General features: G+C 57.3%; 15 protein-coding genes. 3 read left to right on the top strand and 12 right to left on the bottom strand.

The features are described from left to right. Positions 1 to 31: 31 nt before the first annotated feature. Positions 32 to 361 (bottom strand): hypothetical protein, encoded by a 330-nt coding sequence (locus PSH79_RS24305; protein ID WP_305444076.1) that lies wholly within the window; start codon positions 359 to 361, stop codon positions 32 to 34. A gap of 560 nt (positions 362 to 921) precedes the next feature. On the opposite strand from PSH79_RS24305, the gene PSH79_RS24300 reads away from it, so the two are divergent. Both PSH79_RS24300 and PSH79_RS24295 read left to right on the top strand, forming a co-directional pair. After that, positions 922 to 1,152, top strand: a complete 231-nt coding sequence (locus PSH79_RS24300; protein WP_305440004.1) for an AlpA family transcriptional regulator — start codon at positions 922 to 924, stop codon at positions 1,150 to 1,152. Positions 1,153 to 1,490: 338 nt separating this feature from the next. Continuing rightward, positions 1,491 to 2,546 (top strand): inovirus-type Gp2 protein, encoded by a 1,056-nt coding sequence (locus PSH79_RS24295; protein WP_305440003.1) that lies wholly within the window; start codon positions 1,491 to 1,493, stop codon positions 2,544 to 2,546. A 74-nt stretch (positions 2,547 to 2,620) separates the two neighbouring features. Here the strand turns inward: PSH79_RS24295 and PSH79_RS24290 are convergent, their stop codons facing one another. The 11 genes from PSH79_RS24290 to PSH79_RS24240 all read right to left on the bottom strand — a co-directional run bounded on the left by PSH79_RS24290 (position 2,621) and on the right by PSH79_RS24240 (position 14,515). Beyond that, positions 2,621 to 3,346, bottom strand: a complete 726-nt coding sequence (locus tag PSH79_RS24290; protein ID WP_305440002.1) for a hypothetical protein — start codon at positions 3,344 to 3,346, stop codon at positions 2,621 to 2,623. Between the two features lie 114 nt (positions 3,347 to 3,460). Beyond that, complete coding sequence (locus PSH79_RS24285; RefSeq protein WP_305440001.1) at positions 3,461 to 4,681, bottom strand: integrase arm-type DNA-binding domain-containing protein; 1,221 nt, start codon at positions 4,679 to 4,681, stop codon at positions 3,461 to 3,463. 488 nt (positions 4,682 to 5,169) lie between these two features. After that, positions 5,170 to 5,916: a helix-turn-helix transcriptional regulator gene (locus PSH79_RS24280; RefSeq protein ID WP_305440000.1), complete on the bottom strand. Its 747-nt coding sequence runs from the start codon at positions 5,914 to 5,916 to the stop codon at positions 5,170 to 5,172. Between the two features lie 222 nt (positions 5,917 to 6,138). Then, complete coding sequence (gene ppa / locus PSH79_RS24275) at positions 6,139 to 6,666, bottom strand: inorganic diphosphatase (RefSeq protein WP_003205933.1); 528 nt, start codon at positions 6,664 to 6,666, stop codon at positions 6,139 to 6,141. 112 nt (positions 6,667 to 6,778) lie between these two features. Next, on the bottom strand, positions 6,779 to 7,591 hold the full coding sequence (locus PSH79_RS24270) for a zinc-dependent peptidase (RefSeq protein ID WP_305439998.1): 813 nt from the start codon (positions 7,589 to 7,591) through the stop codon (positions 6,779 to 6,781). A gap of 4 nt (positions 7,592 to 7,595) precedes the next feature. Continuing rightward, positions 7,596 to 8,246: a DedA family protein gene (locus PSH79_RS24265; RefSeq protein WP_305439996.1), complete on the bottom strand. Its 651-nt coding sequence runs from the start codon at positions 8,244 to 8,246 to the stop codon at positions 7,596 to 7,598. 228 nt (positions 8,247 to 8,474) lie between these two features. Next, positions 8,475 to 8,936: an N-acetyltransferase gene (locus tag PSH79_RS24260; RefSeq protein WP_007910890.1), complete on the bottom strand. Its 462-nt coding sequence runs from the start codon at positions 8,934 to 8,936 to the stop codon at positions 8,475 to 8,477. Between the two features lie 115 nt (positions 8,937 to 9,051). Next, positions 9,052 to 9,885 (bottom strand): ethanolamine ammonia-lyase subunit EutC, encoded by an 834-nt coding sequence (eutC, locus tag PSH79_RS24255; RefSeq protein WP_370872581.1) that lies wholly within the window; start codon positions 9,883 to 9,885, stop codon positions 9,052 to 9,054. Further along, positions 9,882 to 11,276 (bottom strand): ethanolamine ammonia-lyase subunit EutB, encoded by a 1,395-nt coding sequence (locus PSH79_RS24250; protein WP_305439994.1) that lies wholly within the window; start codon positions 11,274 to 11,276, stop codon positions 9,882 to 9,884. The genes eutC and PSH79_RS24250 overlap by 4 nt, the downstream gene beginning before the upstream one ends. A 52-nt stretch (positions 11,277 to 11,328) precedes the next feature. Then, positions 11,329 to 12,780: an ethanolamine permease gene (gene eat, locus PSH79_RS24245; protein ID WP_305439993.1), complete on the bottom strand. Its 1,452-nt coding sequence runs from the start codon at positions 12,778 to 12,780 to the stop codon at positions 11,329 to 11,331. A 214-nt stretch (positions 12,781 to 12,994) separates the two neighbouring features. Beyond that, positions 12,995 to 14,515, bottom strand: a complete 1,521-nt coding sequence (locus PSH79_RS24240; protein ID WP_100847107.1) for an aldehyde dehydrogenase family protein — start codon at positions 14,513 to 14,515, stop codon at positions 12,995 to 12,997. A 475-nt stretch (positions 14,516 to 14,990) separates the two neighbouring features. Here PSH79_RS24240 and PSH79_RS24235 point away from each other — a divergent pair, with 475 nt between their 5' ends. Then, positions 14,991 to 16,907, top strand: a complete 1,917-nt coding sequence (locus PSH79_RS24235; protein ID WP_305439991.1) for a sigma-54-dependent Fis family transcriptional regulator — start codon at positions 14,991 to 14,993, stop codon at positions 16,905 to 16,907. Positions 16,908 to 16,909 lie beyond the last annotated feature (2 nt).

The following is a 16,909-nucleotide window of genomic DNA, read 5'->3' as shown; positions in this document are numbered from 1 at the left end:
ATTCAAGAGAGGGAGTTGAAAGCTGCGCCGATTAAGTCGGCAGATTGAAGCGATGTCCGCACACCAAACACAGGTTGTTGGCCAGCACATGACGATCCAGCTTTTCACCGAGTTGCGCGCCGAGCACGCAGCCGCCCACGCTGCTGATCAGTCCGCCAAGAATGGCGCCTGAGACTCGGCCAAGGTTGATGCCCAACGGACTGACTAGAGCACTGACCGTAACACTGACTGGAATACTAATGAGCGCTGTGCTCGATCCACGCGCCGCACCCGCGACAGCGCCCACAACGGCAGCGATTTTCATGGCCGGGCGTAGGCAAGCAATTTTTTGAGAGGTACAGCAAGGGCACTGAAATGACATGGGGTTGGATTCCATGAGGGATATTCAGTGTCGTGATGTAGGTTTTAAATGAGTTTCAATATCGATTGCGGAGGGCGATGGAGAGTTTGCCAGTGAAGGCCATACGGAGTTAGTTCTTCCCCCCCTACGGAGTTAGTTCCTCCGGGTCAGAACAGCGTTTTTTGGGGGGATTTCAGGTGTTTGTGTAGGAATTGTGCCTGACTAATGCGCCGATGGAAAATTACTTCGATAGCTAATGATGTGTTCGATCTCCGCGATCAACTTGCCCCCCTGTCGGATCGACCCCGACAAAAAAAGGGAACGAAGTGGCGGAGCTTAGCCCGATCATTGCGACCGAATCTTTCCGCAAGCCAGACGCGATACGGTGTCGTTGCATCAGGCAACGTTGATGTTAGAAAGCGGCTGGGGCCGCTCCCGCAAACGTCAGGCGGGCAGTGAGCTCCTACGTTCGAGGCGCGTTGCCCATGCTCAGGAAAAAAATACTTGTCGCTGCCGGTATTCTTGTGGGAGCGAACACGGCCTAAAGTCGTATCACTCCCAAACACATAACGAGCAGGAAAGTGACTAATACCCAAACTGTTTTCTACCCGAGGATTGTACGTCTCAAGCAATTGACCGAACGTATCGGCCTCGGGCGGTCAACGATCTATGACCGCATGGACGTCCAGTCGCCGAGGTACGACGCTACGTTCCCCAAACCGATCAAGCTGGGGGCTGCGGCCATTGGCTGGATCGACTCCGAAATCACCACCTGGATCGAACAGCGCATGTCTACCAAGAAGACGTGCTAATCATAGAGCTGCCTTTCCACCGGTGGAGAGGCTGAAATTCCCTTACTGTTTTGGAACTGAATTCGAACACCAACTCCGTATAGCGTTTTAATCCGTAGTTTTACAGCGAGGTGTGCTACTGGCAGTGCTTTGATCGGGATCGGCTTGCCCTAATATTTCTGGCTTATATGTTATTAATAATACCAATACCCATTTGATGAGTATTCCCAATACTCATCCATTAGTAAAGTGAGGTGTGTCTAGTAGATATCGAAGTGGAAAAGATTGACTTGATCCACAGCAAGTCAATCAGTGATTATTATCAAATTTGTTGAGTGCTTGAAGGTATGAAGGGATATGTGAACGTATTACGGGATGAGCGCGAGATTGCGCTCCTGAGTAAGTGTCGCATCGTACTAGGCGATGGCGACGTACAAGGTGAGCTGGATGTTGGGTTGGTCAGTGAACTGAAGCAAGCATCGGTATGGGTTCAAAAGCTTATCAATACTGAGGGAGAAGCTTATAGCCTGAATGATTCGAAGGGAAACGGTTGTGCTGGTCTACGAAGTAATATTCCGGGAGCTATCCTTTACAAGCTTTTAAAAATGAATGTTTCTCAAGATAAGCGGTTGCGCAGCCTTTACACGTTCGAGCCGTATATCGCATTGATGGTCAAGCAGGTTGAGGCGTTTGGCTTAACTTACAGCCTGTTGCGTGCCGTACACAGGGATAGCGAGGACATCGACGGACTTGTTCAGAAACTGAACTCGTGTGTTGACAGCATCCGCCAGGAGGCCAGGTCAAAATCCTTTCTGGGCAAGCTAAAAAACTATCAGCGATCAAGCAATAAAAACTACAAGGAACTGACATCGTACGTTGATGCGCTGTTTGAGCGCTATTCCAGGCTGCTGGTGGTGAGAGTCGACTTGAGCTACCAAAAGCAGCACGCCCAAACTACGCAGGCGGAAGCCAAGGGAGATCGCGAACACCTGTTACAGAACACGAGGTCGAACAAATTGTTCGATGACATGGTGGGCTACATCTGGAAGCTGGAGCATGGGGCGGAGAAAGGTTTCCATTACCACATGATATTTTTTTTCGATGGTTCCAAGGTTCGACAGGACATTACCAAAGCGCTCCTGATAGGCCAGTATTGGACGAATGTTGTCACGAAAGGTCGTGGGCTGTACTACAACTGCAACGCGGATAAATCGCGCTACAAGAGCTGTGGGATCGGCATGGTCCACAACGCGGATAGCTTGATGCGGGATTCGCTGACCAGCTTGGCGGTGCCCTATCTGACCAAGACCGATCTCTACATGAAGCTTCAAACTACTGGGAGGGGTATGGGGAAGATGGAACGACCGCGTCAGAAAGATCCTCGCGGGCGACCCAGGACGCCAATTGCTGCCTGAGAGTGGCATGCACAAGACTCAGATTTGATCCGGCAGATACCCAGGACTCTGGACTATCTGTCAGGTCCAATCTGTTATTCGCGGTTTTTTACCGCCGCTGTTTTTGTCCAAGCGCTATTAACCAGTTCATCTCTTGGGAGCCATTTCGTCTCTAAAAGATTTCGAATATTCGATGCAGTCAAATTAGATGGTCGGGTTTTGAGAATGAATTCCATCATATCTTCCTCTAGCGCGATTGCTGCTCCCCTGAAGCTAGTCCAGCCCCCCACCGGTTTCAATTGCTCAAGCAACCTTACTACTTCCCCTTTGGCAGGTAGATAGTTTTTTTCTCGTGCTTTTGCGTTTTTACTGTTTTGGATTGAACGAGCATCTTTGTTCATCTTGTTGATAACCGCCGCTGATTTTTCTGAAATCTCACCAATCATTACACTTGCATAACAGATAAAGGCCCAGGCCCGGTCGCGGTCATTATGCGTTTCAGCGGCTTTTGCCAGTTCGAGGTATAGGCAGGCATATCTTGCGTCTCGCAGCGGTGTGTTGATTTTTTTACCCTTCTGACTGTCTTCGAGTCTCCAGCGAGTTTCAAGATCGGCTTGTAGTGCCGGGTCGTTTGTTACTGCGCGAATGTCCTTCAGCAGTTTAATTTGTTCTTCATCACCCAGTATCGGCTTAAAGAAATGGTCATCGAGTATTCCATAGTTTCTATCAATAGCTGCGACAACGCTGGTGTTGCCGATCATTTCATTAGTGCTCACTGTGATTTGGATCGGTGAGAACGGCGGGGAAGTCGCATCTTTCATTGTGTCGTTCTTTATCGTAGTTGTTGGGGTTGTGTGTCGCGTGATTCGTCAGTTTGTCAGGATTGCCGAGGCTCCCCCCTCTTTGTGGTCGACTGGTAACGTTCAGACGATTGCTCAAACTCGGGATTTGGGGACGATCGTGGGAGTGGTAATAAATGTGCTCCAGTCGTTCATTAGGAGCCGCCGCTTGTCGAGAAAGTCCGAGCGAGAGTATGCCCCTTCAGTTTGGTCACGTTCATCATGCGCCAGTGCCATCTCGCATACCTCGCGTGGGTAATGGGTGCATTCCCCGGCCCAGTCTCGAAAGGAGGAGCGAAAGCCGTGTCGAGTGATGTGTTTGTAGTCCATAGCGTGGAGGAGCGTGCGAATCGCATTGGCGTGCATCGCTCCCGACTTGCCCTGTCCTGGAAAGAGAAAGGCGCTTCTTTCATCTCTCGGAATGCGCTTCACCAACTTCACGACCTCGTCGGCAAGCGGGATTACGAAAGGTACCCGCATTTTCATGCGTTCAGCCGGCAGTGACCAAGTGTTTGCTTCCAAATCAAACTCATCCCAACGAGCGAACTGCACCATGTGGGCGCGTGCGCTGGTCATGATAAGCAACTGAGCTGCCAACGACGCCGGAGTGCTGTTTGCGCTCAGGCTTGTCATCAAGACAGGCACGTCCTGCCATCGTAGGGCGTCAAAGTGCTCGCGCTTTCGAGCCTTTTTCTTTTCTGCGCGACTTAGCAAATTGTCTAAATGCCCACGCCATCGAGCAGGGTTTTCTCCCTCTCGAAGGTTGCGCGCCTTAGCAGCGTCCAGAACCTGCTCAATTTGCCCACGTAGCTCGTCGGCGGTTCTGGTTTTGGTGGCCCAGATTGGTTGCAATACCTTGAGCACCTCAGGAGTACCGATCTCTTCGGCTGACAGCTTACCAATGTGGTCAAATGCGTACAGTTCCAGCTTCCTCAGCCATCCTTTGCGCCACTTGTCTGACCAAGTTGCTCCATGTGCCTCGCAGTACTCTTTCGCAAGTGTTTCGAACCTCAGCTGTTTTGCCTCGCTTGCTCGCTGTGCTTCGCGTTGAGCGGCACGCTCATTGTCTCGAGTGGCTAGAGGATCTACGCCATCGCTCAGCTGGCTTCGTTTATTGCTAGCCTCTTGTCTGGCTTTCTTGAGAGTGATCTCAGGAAAAGAACCCAAGCCCATCTCTCTGCGACGACCGGCCAGTTGGAAGCGAAGTATCCAAGATTTTCGCCCGGTAGGCTTAACGACCAACCGAAGTCCGTCCCCATCTTCGTAGGTGCCAGGTTCGGTCAGGTTTTCGACTTGTTTCGGATTCAGCTTACCCATCAGATTTCCCTTTTCGTCCCCTTGTCCCCCCATTTGTCCCCCCATCACATCGTCGGATGAGGTTAGGTGGCGTTGAACACCATTGGACAGAGAAATGCCTTATGGCCCCGGAATAGAGAGGCTATCAGTTGATTTCTCAGATTGGATAGGATTATTTCGGACAATTAAAAAGCCGGCTTGTGGCCGGCTTCTCGGGGACTGGCTTGGCCTATTTTTGGTAAGCCTTGCCAGCCTTCAAAATGTACACCCGGATCTGCGTCCGGCTGTGGGACTTGGTAGACGTTGGTCTGCCGCGTCGGGCGTCATCTGAGCCGCGGGAGCGGGGCGATGCGCGAATGTGGGGCGCAGGATACTGAGTTTTGTCCTGAATTCCCAGTGGGAAGTGCGGGTTAGAGCGATCTCAGTGGCCAAAATCCGGGATTTGTACTGTCTATCCGGGCCTCATCGCGAGCAGGCTCACTCCTACAGGGGGGGAGCAAGCCTTCAGGTTAGAGAAACGGCACCACCGGCCGTCTCTTGCTCAACGTCGACCACCAGAACACCCAGCCCAATATATGAATCCGCTGCTCCTCGATCTGCGCGGGTCGGAAGACTTCGTCCGGGTATTCGGCGCTGTTGTGGCTGCGCAGGCGCAGGCCGTTGCCGGGCATGCGGTGCAGGTATTTGATGCGCAGCATGCCGTCGTGTTCGATGGCGTAGATTTCACCGTCGACGACTTGGGTCAGGCCGCGGTCGATGGCGAGTATCGAGCCGTCTTCGATGCGCTCGGCCATGCTGTTGCCGATCATGTGGGCGCAGATGGCATCGCTGTGGCGCACTTCCAGTTGGTCCAGGTGGGCGCGGGGCAGGCGGATGGTTTGATCCGGATCGAGGATGACGTGGGTTTTGCCGGAGTCTTTGGTGAGCGGCGTTTCCTTGAAGAACGCCAGGTCGATGTCGTTGGGGTCGATGATGGTGTACGCGCCGCGGATGGCGTGGGCGTCAAAGGTGTCGCCATTGCTGGCAGGCGGCGTCAGGCTCGGCGCCTCTTTGGTGCCTTCGCCGGTTTTCAGCCATTCGCTGTTGACGGACAGCAGGCGTGAGACTTCTTCCATGCGATACGCCGGGACGCCCCGGGTGTACCAGTTGTGGACATTTTGGGCTTCCGTGCCCCAGAACTTTGCGAAACCCGTGGTAGAGATGTTCGCTTTTTCCAGGAGTGCCTTGAATCTTGGACCGCTAGTGTTCTTTCTCATAAACACGGAGTCTACGGCCGTGCCAGAGCGGTTTGAATAAACCGGGCGTTCAAAAACGGGCTGAATTTTGCGACGGGATGTAAGACGTTCTTGTGGGAAATTAAACAAGTTAAAACCGCGTCGCGCGGAATTTAAACGTCCTGTTTAAGGAGGCTGATCTCGCGCATAAAAAACCCCGGGTCAACCGGGGTTTTCTGCAAGCATCACGCAGGTCGCAAGCGCTTAGCCTTTGTAGGCAGCAACCGACTTGGTGATCGCTTCGCGGGCGGCGTCTGCACCGGCCCAGCCTTCGATCTTGACCCATTTGCCTTTTTCGAGATCTTTGTAGTTCGCGAAGAAGTGCTCGATCTGCTGGATCAGCAGAGGAGGCAGGTCAGTGTATTCCTTCACGTCGACGTACAGCTGGGACAGCTTGTCGTGTGGCACTGCGATGACTTTGGCATCGCCGCCGCCGTCGTCGGTCATGTTCAGGATGCCGACTGGACGCGCGCGGATCACCGAGCCTGGAGCAACCGGGTAAGGGGTCACAACCAGCACGTCGAGGGGATCACCGTCGTCAGCCAGGGTGTTCGGGATGTAACCGTAGTTGGCCGGGTAGAACATTGGGGTGGCCATGAAACGGTCAACGAACAGGCAATCGCTGTCTTTGTCGATTTCGTATTTGATCGGCGCGTGGTTGGCCGGGATCTCGATCGCGACGTAGATGTCGTTCGGCAGGTCTTTGCCAGCCGGAATCTTGCTGTAGCTCATTGGGCGTTGCCCCCGTAGTTGACCAAAAACACTTGGCCGGATTGACCAAAAAGTGGCGGCGATTATAGGCATATTCTGCAGCCTACGCCATGTACTGAGCGTCGTGCAGCGCTTAGTCGTGAGCCTGATAGACCGGGTCGCTGGCCTGAAGTTGCTGCAACCTGCCCAACGGATCCTGCCGGTAGAAAAGCTTCAGTTGCAAGTAGACCTGTGGATAAGCCTCGTACAGCAGATCCGGTGCGCTGAAGAAATACTCGCTGGTGACGGCAAAGAACTCGGCCGGGCTCTCGGCGGCGTAGGGATCGATGGCGGTTTCGGCGTCAGGGTTGTCATCGAGTTGCAGAGTGAGGTGGTCGTAGGCTTTTTGCATCACCTCGGCCCAGTCGCTGACGCGCATGTCGGCGTGCAGCGGCGGCAGGCCGTTGGCATCACCGTTGAGCATGTCGAGTTTGTGCGCCAGTTCGTGAATCACCAGGTTGTAGCCTTCCCAGCCACCACTGGCCATCACGCCAGGCCAGGCCAGAATGATCGGCCCCTGCTGCCAGGCTTCGCCGCTGTGTTCGCCATCCCATTCATGCTCGACGCCGCTGGCGTCGCGATGGCGCTGCGGGCTGAGGAAGTCGTCGGGATAGAGGACTATCTCGTGAAAGCCCTGATACCAGTTCAAGTCGCCCAAGTGCAGAAGCGGCAATTGCGCCTGAGCGGCGAGCAGCAGGCGTTGCTCCTGATGCAGCTCGACGCCGGGCAGGGCGCTCAGGTGTTTGTCTTCGAGGAACAAGACGCAGGCCTCGCGCAGCCACTGGTCTTCGGCGGCCGTGATGCCGTCAAGAAAACTCAGGTGATGACGCACCCGTTGCCACAGGTCGTCGGCAATCGGGTGCTTCGCCAGAATGCGCCGGCGTCGCCAGGCGCTGAGCGACCACACAGGCTTAGTGCGATTGGGCTTTGGCGCCGCCGAAACGGCTGCGAACCACGCCGATGATCATCGGCACCAGCGACAGCAGAATGATCGCGACCACCAGCAACGACAGGTTCTTCTTGATGAACGGTACATTGCCGAAGAAATACCCCAGCGTTACCAGGCCACCAACCCAAAGAATCGTGCCCAGGACGCTGAAACCGAAAAAGCGCGGGTAGGGCATCCTCGCAACGCCCGCGACGAATGGGGCGAAGGTGCGGATGATCGGCAGGAAGCGCGCGAGGGTTACGGTTTTACCGCCGTGCTTGTCATAGAAATCGTGAGTTTTCTGCAGATAGTCGCGGCGGAAGATTTTCGAGTTCGGGTTGCTGAACAATTTTTCCCCGGCCGTTCGTCCGATCACGTAGTTGGTGCTGTCGCCGAGGATGGCCGCGAGCATCAGCAGACCGGCCAGCAGCACCGGATCCATGCCACCGCCAGCCGCAACAGCGCCAGCAATGAACAGTAGCGAGTCGCCCGGCAGGAACGGCATCACCACCAGACCGGTTTCACAGAAAATCACCAGAAACAGGATGGCGTAGATCCATGGCCCATAGTTGTTCACCAGCAAATCGAGGTAAACGTCGAGATGCAGGATAAGGTCGAGCGGGTTGAAATCCATGGAGGCACCTGTGGTGATGGCCCAACTCTGCAGGCCCGTGCGGATGACTTCGTGTAAGCCTACAAGCAGGTGTAGTTTTTCTTACAAGCCGGAAAGCTCGGGATTATACGGTCTGAAGGATGAAACGCGCGTTGGTTTTGTAGCGGGGAATGTCGGGGTGTGAACAATTGTCAGGTAGGCAGTCTGTGATGAGGGCGCTTGCTCCCTCATCACAGACTGCCAGCGCCGTCAGAGCTCTTCGCTGATCGGCAGCACATAGTTCTTGAACTCGGTGTCTTCCTTGAATCCGATGGACTCATAGGTTTTCTGCGCGACTTCGTTGTTGCTGCTGGTGGAAACGCGCATGCGCACGGCTTGGGTTTCCTTGGCCATTTTCTTCGCGGTGCGGATCAGGTTGTCGGCGACCAATTGGCGTCGGGCATCTTCGGCGACATAGATGTCGTTGAGGATCCACACGCGTTTGAGTGATAGCGAGGAGAAGCTTGGATACAGCTGGCAGAAACCCATGAGCTTCTTGTCGTCATCATCGGCCAGGGCCAGATAGATCACCGATTCTTTGCGGCGCAGGCGTTTTTCGAGGAACGCGCGGGAGGAATCCGGGTAAGGCAGGGAGCCGTAGAACTCGCGATATTTGACGAACAACGGGGTCAACAAATCCAGATGTTCGAGGGTCGCTTGAATAATCCGCATGATAGGTCTCGTCTTCAAGTGGCTGTCTTCAACTGCTCTGACGGCGATGGGAAACCCTGGCGGCCGTGCATCGATCCTGCCTGAAACCGGCGCAGAAACGCAATGCGGAAACGGTTCAGGTTGGGGGCGGGCCGAGTAGGAAGTTTCCTTTCATATCCGCCCCTGCGTCCGACTCCAGCGTCTGAACCTGTGCTTCGTCCTTCAGATTGACCCCCGACAACTGCCGCCGACAGGCTTCGCGCATCAGATACAGCAAGCGATGCGCGGCCATGCCGTAGCTCAATCCCTCAAGCCGTACGTTGGAAATGCAATTTCGGTAGGCATCGGTCAGTCCGATTTTTGGATTGTAGGTGAAATATAAACCGAGGCTGTCTGGCGAACTCAGGCCCGGGCGCTCACCAATCAGCATCACGACCATTTTTGCGCCGAGCAGTTGACCGATTTCATCACCGACGGCGACCCGTCCCTGTTCCACCAGAACGATGGGCGCAATGGACCATCCGTCAGCACTCATCTGATCTTCCATGCGAGCGAGAAACGGCAACGTATGCCGATGCACCGCCAGTGCTGACAAACCGTCGGCCACGACAATCGCCAGATCGACGCCGCCCGGATGCGCGGCTGCGTAATCGTGCAAGGTCTGCGCTGACTCGTCACTGAGCTTGCGCCCCAGATCCGGACGTTGCAGGTAACTGTTGCGATCCACTGCTGCGCTGTGCAAAAGCAGGCTTTCGCGCCCGCGCTCACTGAGTTGCGCGCTGAGTTCTGCATGATCGAACGGCAGATGCACTGCATCCCGCGCCTGCGCGTGGGCAAATTGAAAATCAAGCTGGGCACTGGTCGGCAAACTGGTGCCGGTGCGGCCAAGAGCGATCCGTGCCGGGGTCAGGCGGCGCAGTTCCAGCCATGGGTTTTGCGGGTCGACGGGCGGTTTTTCCATAAGGCTCATCCCAGTTGCGCCAGGGCTTGGCGGAAGGCCGGCGGCAGGTTGTTGCCGAAGCGGACCCTGCCGTCAGCCTGAGTGAAGATGCCCATGTTGGCCAGCCACTGTTCGAACTCAGGTGCCGGTTTCAAGCCCAGCGTCTGGCGTGCGTAAAGCGCGTCGTGGAACGAAGTGGTCTGGTAATTGAGCATGATGTCGTCGGAGCCGGGGATGCCCATGATGAAATTGATCCCGGCCACGCCCAAGAGGGTCAGCAGGGTGTCCATGTCGTCCTGATCGGCTTCGGCGTGGTTGGTGTAGCAGATGTCGCAGCCCATCGGCACGCCGAGCAACTTGCCACAGAAGTGGTCTTCGAGGCCGGCGCGAATGATCTGTTTGCCGTTGTAGAGGTATTCCGGGCCGATAAATCCTACGACGGTGTTCACCAGAAACGGCTTGAAATGACGCGCCACGGCGTAGGCCCGTGTCTCGCAGGTCTGCTGATCGACGCCGTGGTGGGCGTTGGCCGACAGGGCACTGCCCTGGCCGGTTTCGAAATACATCAGGTTCTGCCCGAGGGTGCCGCGATTCAGGCTCAACCCGGCGTCATAGCCTTCCTGCAAGACATTCAGATTGATGCCGAAACTGGCGTTTGCCGCTTCAGTGCCGGCAATCGACTGGAACACCAGATCCAGCGGCACCCCTCGGTTGATCGCTTCGATGGAGGTGGTGACGTGGGTCAGCACGCAGGCCTGGGTCGGGATGTCGTAGCGCTGGATGATCGCGTCGAGCATTTCCAGCATGGCGCAGATCGAGGCGATGCTGTCGGTGGCCGGGTTGATGCCTATCATCGCGTCGCCGTTACCGTACAGCAGGCCGTCGAGAATGCTTGCGGCGATGCCGGACGGCTCGTCGGTCGGGTGGTTCGGTTGCAACCGGGTCGACAGACGCCCAGGCAGGCCAAGGGTGCCGCGAAATTTTGTGACGACGCGGATTTTCTGCGCCACCAGCACCAAGTCCTGGACGCGCATGATCTTCGACACGGCAGCGACCATTTCCGGCGTCAGGCCGGGGGCGAGAGCGCGCAGACTGGTTTCATCGGCGGCGTCACTGAGCAGCCAGTCGCGGAAACCGCCGACGGTGAGGTGGCTGATCACGGCGAAGGCTTGTTTGTCGTGGGTGTCGATGATCAGGCGGGTGACTTCATCGGACTCATAAGGAATCAGCGCTTCTTGCAGGAAATGCGTGAGCGGAATGTCGGCCAGCGCCATTTGCGCGGCCACCCGCTCGCCGTCGTTAAGCGCGGCGACGCCGGCCAGAAAATCCCCCGAACGTGCCGGGCTGGCCTTGGCCATGACGTCCTTGAGGCTTTCGAAGCGATAGGTCTGGGCGCCGACCGTGTGAGCGAAACTCGCCATACAGAATTCTCCGTGACGGCGCAGGCCAGGCCTGCGCCGTGGTTTTCGACAATCAGTGCAGGGCTTCTTCGGCTTTCTGAATCGCCGCAAATTCTTCTTCCGGCGTGCCTGCTACCAAGTGATGTCGACTGTAGAAAGCAAAGTAAGCAATTAACACTCCATAGATGATAGCGGCGCCGATCACGACCCGCGGATCGACCAGGAAACCCGCAATCACGGCGATGCAGGCCAATACCAGCGCAACACCTGAGGTGAAGATGCCGCCGGGCGTACGGTACGGACGATCCATTTTGGGGCGGCGGATGCGCAGCGTGATGTGCGCGGCCATCATCAGCACGTAGGAAATGGTCGCGCCGAACACCGCCACCAGAATCAGCAAGTCGCCCTGGCCAGTCAGTGACAGCCCGAAACCGATGATCCCCGGAATCACCAGCGCGAGCACCGGTGCCTTGCTTTTGTTGGTCTCGGACAATTTGCGCGGCAGGTAGCCTGCCCGGGACAAGGCGAAAATCTGCCGCGAATAGGCGTAGATGATCGAGAAGAAACTGGCGATCAGCCCGGCCAGGCCCACGAGATTGACGAAACCGCCCATCCAGGTCGAGCCGCCGTAGGCTTTGCTCAAGGCTTCAACCAGCGGGTTGCCCGACGTCAGCAGCGAGTTGGCACCGGCGCCGCCGGGCCCGACGATCAAAATCAGCAGGGCAAACGCCAGCAGCACCAGCATGGCGCCGATGAGCCCGCGTGGCAGGTCGCGTTTCGGATTTTTGGTTTCTTCGGCGGCCAGCGGCACACCTTCCACAGCGAGGAAGAACCAGATCGCGTAAGGAATAGCCGCCCATACGCCGACGTAGCCGAACGGCAGGAAGCTGCTGGCGCCGGTAGCGCTGGTCACAGGAATGTCGAGCAAATTGGCGACGTCAAAGTGCGGCACCATGGCCACCAGAAATACACCGAGCGCCAGAGCGGCGATGGCCGTGATCACGAACATCAGCTTCAACGCTTCGCCAACCCCGAAGATGTGGATGGCGATAAAAATGATGTAGAACGCCAGATAAATCATCCAGCCGCCAATGCCAAACAACGATTCGCAATAAGCGCCGATGAACACGGCAATCGCGGCCGGGGCGATGGCGTATTCGATGAGGATCGCAGTACCCGTCAGGAAGCCGCCCCAGGGGCCGAAGGCGCTGCGGGCAAAACCGTAGCCGCCACCGGCGGTGGGGATCATCGAGGACAGTTCAGCCAGGGAAAAGCACATGCACAAGTACATGGTGGCCATCAGCAGTGTCGCGAGGAACATGCCGCCCCAACCGCCTTGCGCCAGGCCGAAGTTCCAGCCGGCATAATCGCCTGAGATCACATACGCGACACCGAGCCCGACCAGCAGAACCCAGCCGGCGGCACCTTTTTTCAATTCGCGTTGTTGGAAGTAGTCCGAGCCGACTTTTTCGAAGTCGACGGAAGAGCCGGTCGCCGGAGCGCCAGCAGGAGATTCGCTAGGCATAGGGTTCACCATTCTTATTGTTTTATTGGCCCGATTGTTCCGTCAGGAACCATGGGGTTGAAAGGCACACCGCTTTCGCGAGCAGGCTCGCTCCCACATTGGAGTTGTGTCGAGTCGAACATTGCAGGTGCACGCAATTCCCTGTGGGAGCGAGCCTGCTCGCGAAAGCTATCTGAGGGGCGATGCAGAAATGACTGCCTCGCCCCCCATCCGCTTAGAAGAAGCCCAACGGATTGATGTCGTAGCTCACCAGCAGGTTTTTGGTCTGCTGATAGTGGTCGAGCATCATCTTGTGGGTTTCACGGCCGACGCCGGACTTCTTGTACCCGCCGAACGCGGCGTGGGCCGGGTACAGGTGGTAGCAGTTGGTCCACACGCGACCGGCCTTGATTGCCCGGCCCATACGGTAGGCGCGGTTGATGTCGCGGGTCCACAGGCCGGCGCCGAGGCCGAACTCGGTGTCGTTGGCGATGGCGAGGGCTTCGGCTTCGTCCTTGAAGGTAGTGATGCTCACCACCGGGCCAAAGATTTCTTCCTGGAACACGCGCATCTTGTTGGTGCCCTTGAGCAGGGTCGGCTGGATGTAATAGCCAGTCGACAGATTGCCCTCGAGTTTTTCCACCTTGCCGCCAGTCAGCAGTTCGGCGCCTTCGCCCTTGGCGATTTCCAGGTACGAAAGAATCTTGTCGAATTGCTGCTCGGATGCCTGCGCGCCAACCATGGTGTCGGTGTCCAGCGGGTCGCCCCGTTTGATTTGCAGGACTTTCTTCATCACGACGGCCATGAATTCGTCGTAGATCGATTCCTGAACCAGTGCGCGAGAAGGGCAGGTGCAGACTTCGCCTTGGTTGAAGAACGCCAGCACCAGCCCTTCGGCGGCTTTCTCAATGAAGGTTGGCTCGGCCTGCATGATGTCTTCGAAGAAGATGTTCGGCGATTTGCCGCCCAGTTCCACGGTGGACGGAATGATGTTTTCAGCAGCGCATTTCATGATGTGCGAGCCAACCGGGGTCGAGCCGGTAAAGGCAATCTTGGCGATGCGTTTGCTGGTCGCCAGCGCTTCGCCGGCCTCTTTGCCGAAGCCCTGAACAACGTTCAGCACGCCCGGCGGCAGCAGGTCGCCGATCAGTTCGACCAGCACGGAAATACCTAGCGGAGTCTGCTCGGCAGGCTTGAGCACCACGCAGTTACCGGCAGCCAGGGCTGGCGCCAGTTTCCACGCGGCCATCAGGATGGGGAAGTTCCACGGGATGATCTGACCGACCACGCCCAGTGGTTCGTGAATGTGATAAGCCACGGTGTTGCCGTCGATTTCGGCAGCGCTGCCTTCCTGGGCGCGGATGCAGCCGGCGTAGTAGCGGAAGTGGTCGGCGGCGAGCGGGATGTCGGCATTGAGGGTTTCGCGGATGGCTTTGCCGTTGTCCCAGGTTTCGGTGATCGCCAGCAGTTCGAGGTTGGCTTCGATGCGATCGGCGATTTTCAGCAGGATCAGCGAGCGCGCCTGCACCGAGGTCGCACCCCAGGCGTCAGCGGCGGCGTGGGCGGCGTCCAGTGCCTTGTCGATGTCTTCGGCAGTGGAGCGCGGGAATTCGGCAATTGGCTGGCCATTCACTGGCGAGGTGTTGGTGAAGTACTGACCTTTGACCGGCGCGACGAACTCGCCACCGATGTAGTTACCGTATTTGCTCTTGAACGAAACTTTGGCACCTTCAGTACCGGGGTGGGCGTAACGCATGATGTTCTCCTTGGCTTTGTACTTATTAGAGAAACGCGCAAGTGCGCTTGCTATAAGCGTAGAGCAAAGGCCGGGCCAGTGCCGTGCAGGTCAGGTAAATCAAGGTGTTGCGTATTTTCTGTCGGACGGGCGGGCAGCGCCTGTGATGGTTTCGGTACAGAGGGGGTGACAGTTTGTACCGCTTTTGGCACAGCCTGTGACTGACCGGTCTTGCCAGCATTGCAATGCCGGGGCGGCTGGAGGATGCTGGCTGCAAATCGTCCAGTTGCACCCTTTGTGGCGAGGGGATTTAGCGAAACGTCGCACCGCCCCGATGGGTTGCGAAGCAGCCCCAATCAAAACACCGTGGCTTTCAGATTCACCGCGTACACCGGATTTGCGACTGCTGCGCAGCCGATCGGGGATAAATCCCCTCACCACAAGGTATGTGCCAGCCAAAAAGAGGCGGCACTGATCTCGGGGAGAATAATAAGAAATGCACGACAACCATTTGAGTCGCCATGCCCAACAGGTTCTCACCGCCACTCAAGGCAAACCGCACCTGCACGGGCCCGGAGCCGATCCGTCGATTGCCCGCTCGTGGCTGCGCTGTCTTGAGGATTATCACCTCGACCCCGCGCTGAGCATGGCGCCCACCGTGCTTGAGCACGGGCGCGTCCTCGAAAGCCGCGAACGTCTGCAGCAGGTGTTGCAGATCGCCGGCAATGAAATGAGCAGCCTTCATCAACAGCTTTCCGGCGCCGGCCATGCGGTGCTGCTGACTGACGCGCGTGGAGTAATCCTCAATTGCGTCACCGCGCCGGCCGAGCGCAAGATTTTCGAGCGCGCCGGCCTCTGGCTCGGCGCCGACTGGAGCGAAGCCTGTGAAGGCACCAACGGCATCGGCACATGTCTGGTCGAGCGTCAGGCACTGACCATTCACCAGGACGAACACTTTCGCGGACGCCACACCGGCCTGACCTGCTCGGCGAGTCCGGTGTTCGATCCGCACGGCGAGTTGCTGGCAGTGCTCGACGTGTCTTCGGCGCGCCACGATGTCTCGCGCCAGAGCCAGTTTCACACCATGGCGCTGGTCAATCTGTCGGCGAAGATGATCGAGAGTTGCTACTTCCTGCGCTGCTTCGATAACCAATGGCTGCTGCGTTTCCACTTGCAGGCCGAGTCCGTCGGGCTGTTCAGCGAAGGGCTGTTGGCGTTCGACGGGGAAGGGCGGATCAGTGCGGTCAACCAGAGTGCGCTGAACTTGCTTGGGCACATTCGGGGTGGATTGCTGGGCAAACCGGTGGAGGCTTTTTTCGATTGTTCGCTCGATGAATTGCTTGGCCGTGCGAGTGCCAATGCCAGCGCCAGTTGGCCGTTGCGCACCCGCGATGGCCGGCATCTGTTTGCCGTGTTGCGTGGCGAATCGCGCAAGCCGCTGCCGATCGTGCCGGTGCCGGTTGTCGCCCAGGCTCCTCGGTTGTCGGGTATCTGCCTCGGCGACGCGACATTGCAAGCGGACTTTCGCAAAGCCCTGCGCGTGTTCGAGCGTGATGTGCCGTTGTTGATCAATGGCGAAACCGGCTCCGGCAAAGAGGCCTTCGCCAAAGCGGTGCATCAGGCCAGCCCGCGATCGGATAAAGCCTTCGTCGCTCTGAATTGCGCGGCCATTCCTGAGAGCCTGATCGAGAGCGAGCTGTTCGGCTATCGCGGCGGCAGCTTCACCGGCGCACGCAAGGACGGCATGCGTGGCAAGTTGCAGCAGGCCGATGGCGGCACGTTGTTCCTCGATGAAATTGGCGACATGCCGCTGGCCTTGCAGACGCGTTTGCTGCGGGTGCTGGAAGATCGGCAAGTGGTGCCGATTGGTGGCGAACCGGAAGCAGTCAACGTGCGGATCATCAGCGCGACCCACCGCAATCTGCTGGAACGGGTTGCGGATGGCAGCTTCCGCGAGGATCTGTATTACCGACTCAACGGGCTGGAGGTGGCGTTGCCTGCTTTGCGCGAGCGCAGTGATAAAGCGCAGTTGCTGGATTTTCTGCTGGCCGAGGAGGCGAGCGGGGAAACGATTCTGATTGAAGAGCCGGCGCGTCAGGCCTTGCTGGCGTTCAACTGGCCGGGGAATGTGCGGCAGTTGCGTAATGTGCTGCGCACGCTGGCGGCGTTGTGTGATGAAGGGCGGATCGGGCTGGAGGATTTGCCGGCGATGATTCGGCAGGTGCGGCCGGCAGTTCAGTTGAGAGCGTCTGAATCCGATCATCCGCTTGAAGACGCCGAGCGGTCGGCGTTGCTCGGGGCGCTGGAGCAAACGCGGTGGCACATGACGCAGACGGCGCTGCAGCTCGGCGTCAGCCGTAACACCCTTTATAGAAAGCTGCGCAAACACGGGATTGAACGGTGTGTCAGTTAGAA

This window comes from Pseudomonas sp. FP2196 (assembly GCF_030687715.1).
Lineage (GTDB): Bacteria > Pseudomonadota > Gammaproteobacteria > Pseudomonadales > Pseudomonadaceae > Aquipseudomonas.
Note: the sequence above shows the minus strand (reverse complement) of the source record. Positions and strands in the feature narration are given on the sequence as shown.

Coding starts and splice junctions, on each gene's coding strand:
- PSH79_RS24305 (WP_305444076.1), bottom strand. CDS start 361: ATGTCATTTCAGTGCCCTTGCTGTACCTCTCAAAAAATTGCTTGCCTA.
- eutC (WP_370872581.1), bottom strand. CDS start 9,885: ATGAGCCTTATGGAAAAACCGCCCGTCGACCCGCAAAACCCATGGCTG.
- eat (WP_305439993.1), bottom strand. CDS start 12,780: ATGCCTAGCGAATCTCCTGCTGGCGCTCCGGCGACCGGCTCTTCCGTC.
- PSH79_RS24260 (WP_007910890.1), bottom strand. CDS start 8,936: ATGCGGATTATTCAAGCGACCCTCGAACATCTGGATTTGTTGACCCCG.
- PSH79_RS24285 (WP_305440001.1), bottom strand. CDS start 4,681: ATGGGTAAGCTGAATCCGAAACAAGTCGAAAACCTGACCGAACCTGGC.
- PSH79_RS24250 (WP_305439994.1), bottom strand. CDS start 11,276: ATGGCGAGTTTCGCTCACACGGTCGGCGCCCAGACCTATCGCTTCGAA.
- PSH79_RS24265 (WP_305439996.1), bottom strand. CDS start 8,246: ATGGATTTCAACCCGCTCGACCTTATCCTGCATCTCGACGTTTACCTC.
- ppa (WP_003205933.1), bottom strand. CDS start 6,666: ATGAGCTACAGCAAGATTCCGGCTGGCAAAGACCTGCCGAACGACATC.
- PSH79_RS24235 (WP_305439991.1), top strand. CDS start 14,991: ATGCACGACAACCATTTGAGTCGCCATGCCCAACAGGTTCTCACCGCC.
- PSH79_RS24290 (WP_305440002.1), bottom strand. CDS start 3,346: ATGAAAGATGCGACTTCCCCGCCGTTCTCACCGATCCAAATCACAGTG.
- PSH79_RS24280 (WP_305440000.1), bottom strand. CDS start 5,916: ATGAGAAAGAACACTAGCGGTCCAAGATTCAAGGCACTCCTGGAAAAA.
- PSH79_RS24240 (WP_100847107.1), bottom strand. CDS start 14,515: ATGCGTTACGCCCACCCCGGTACTGAAGGTGCCAAAGTTTCGTTCAAG.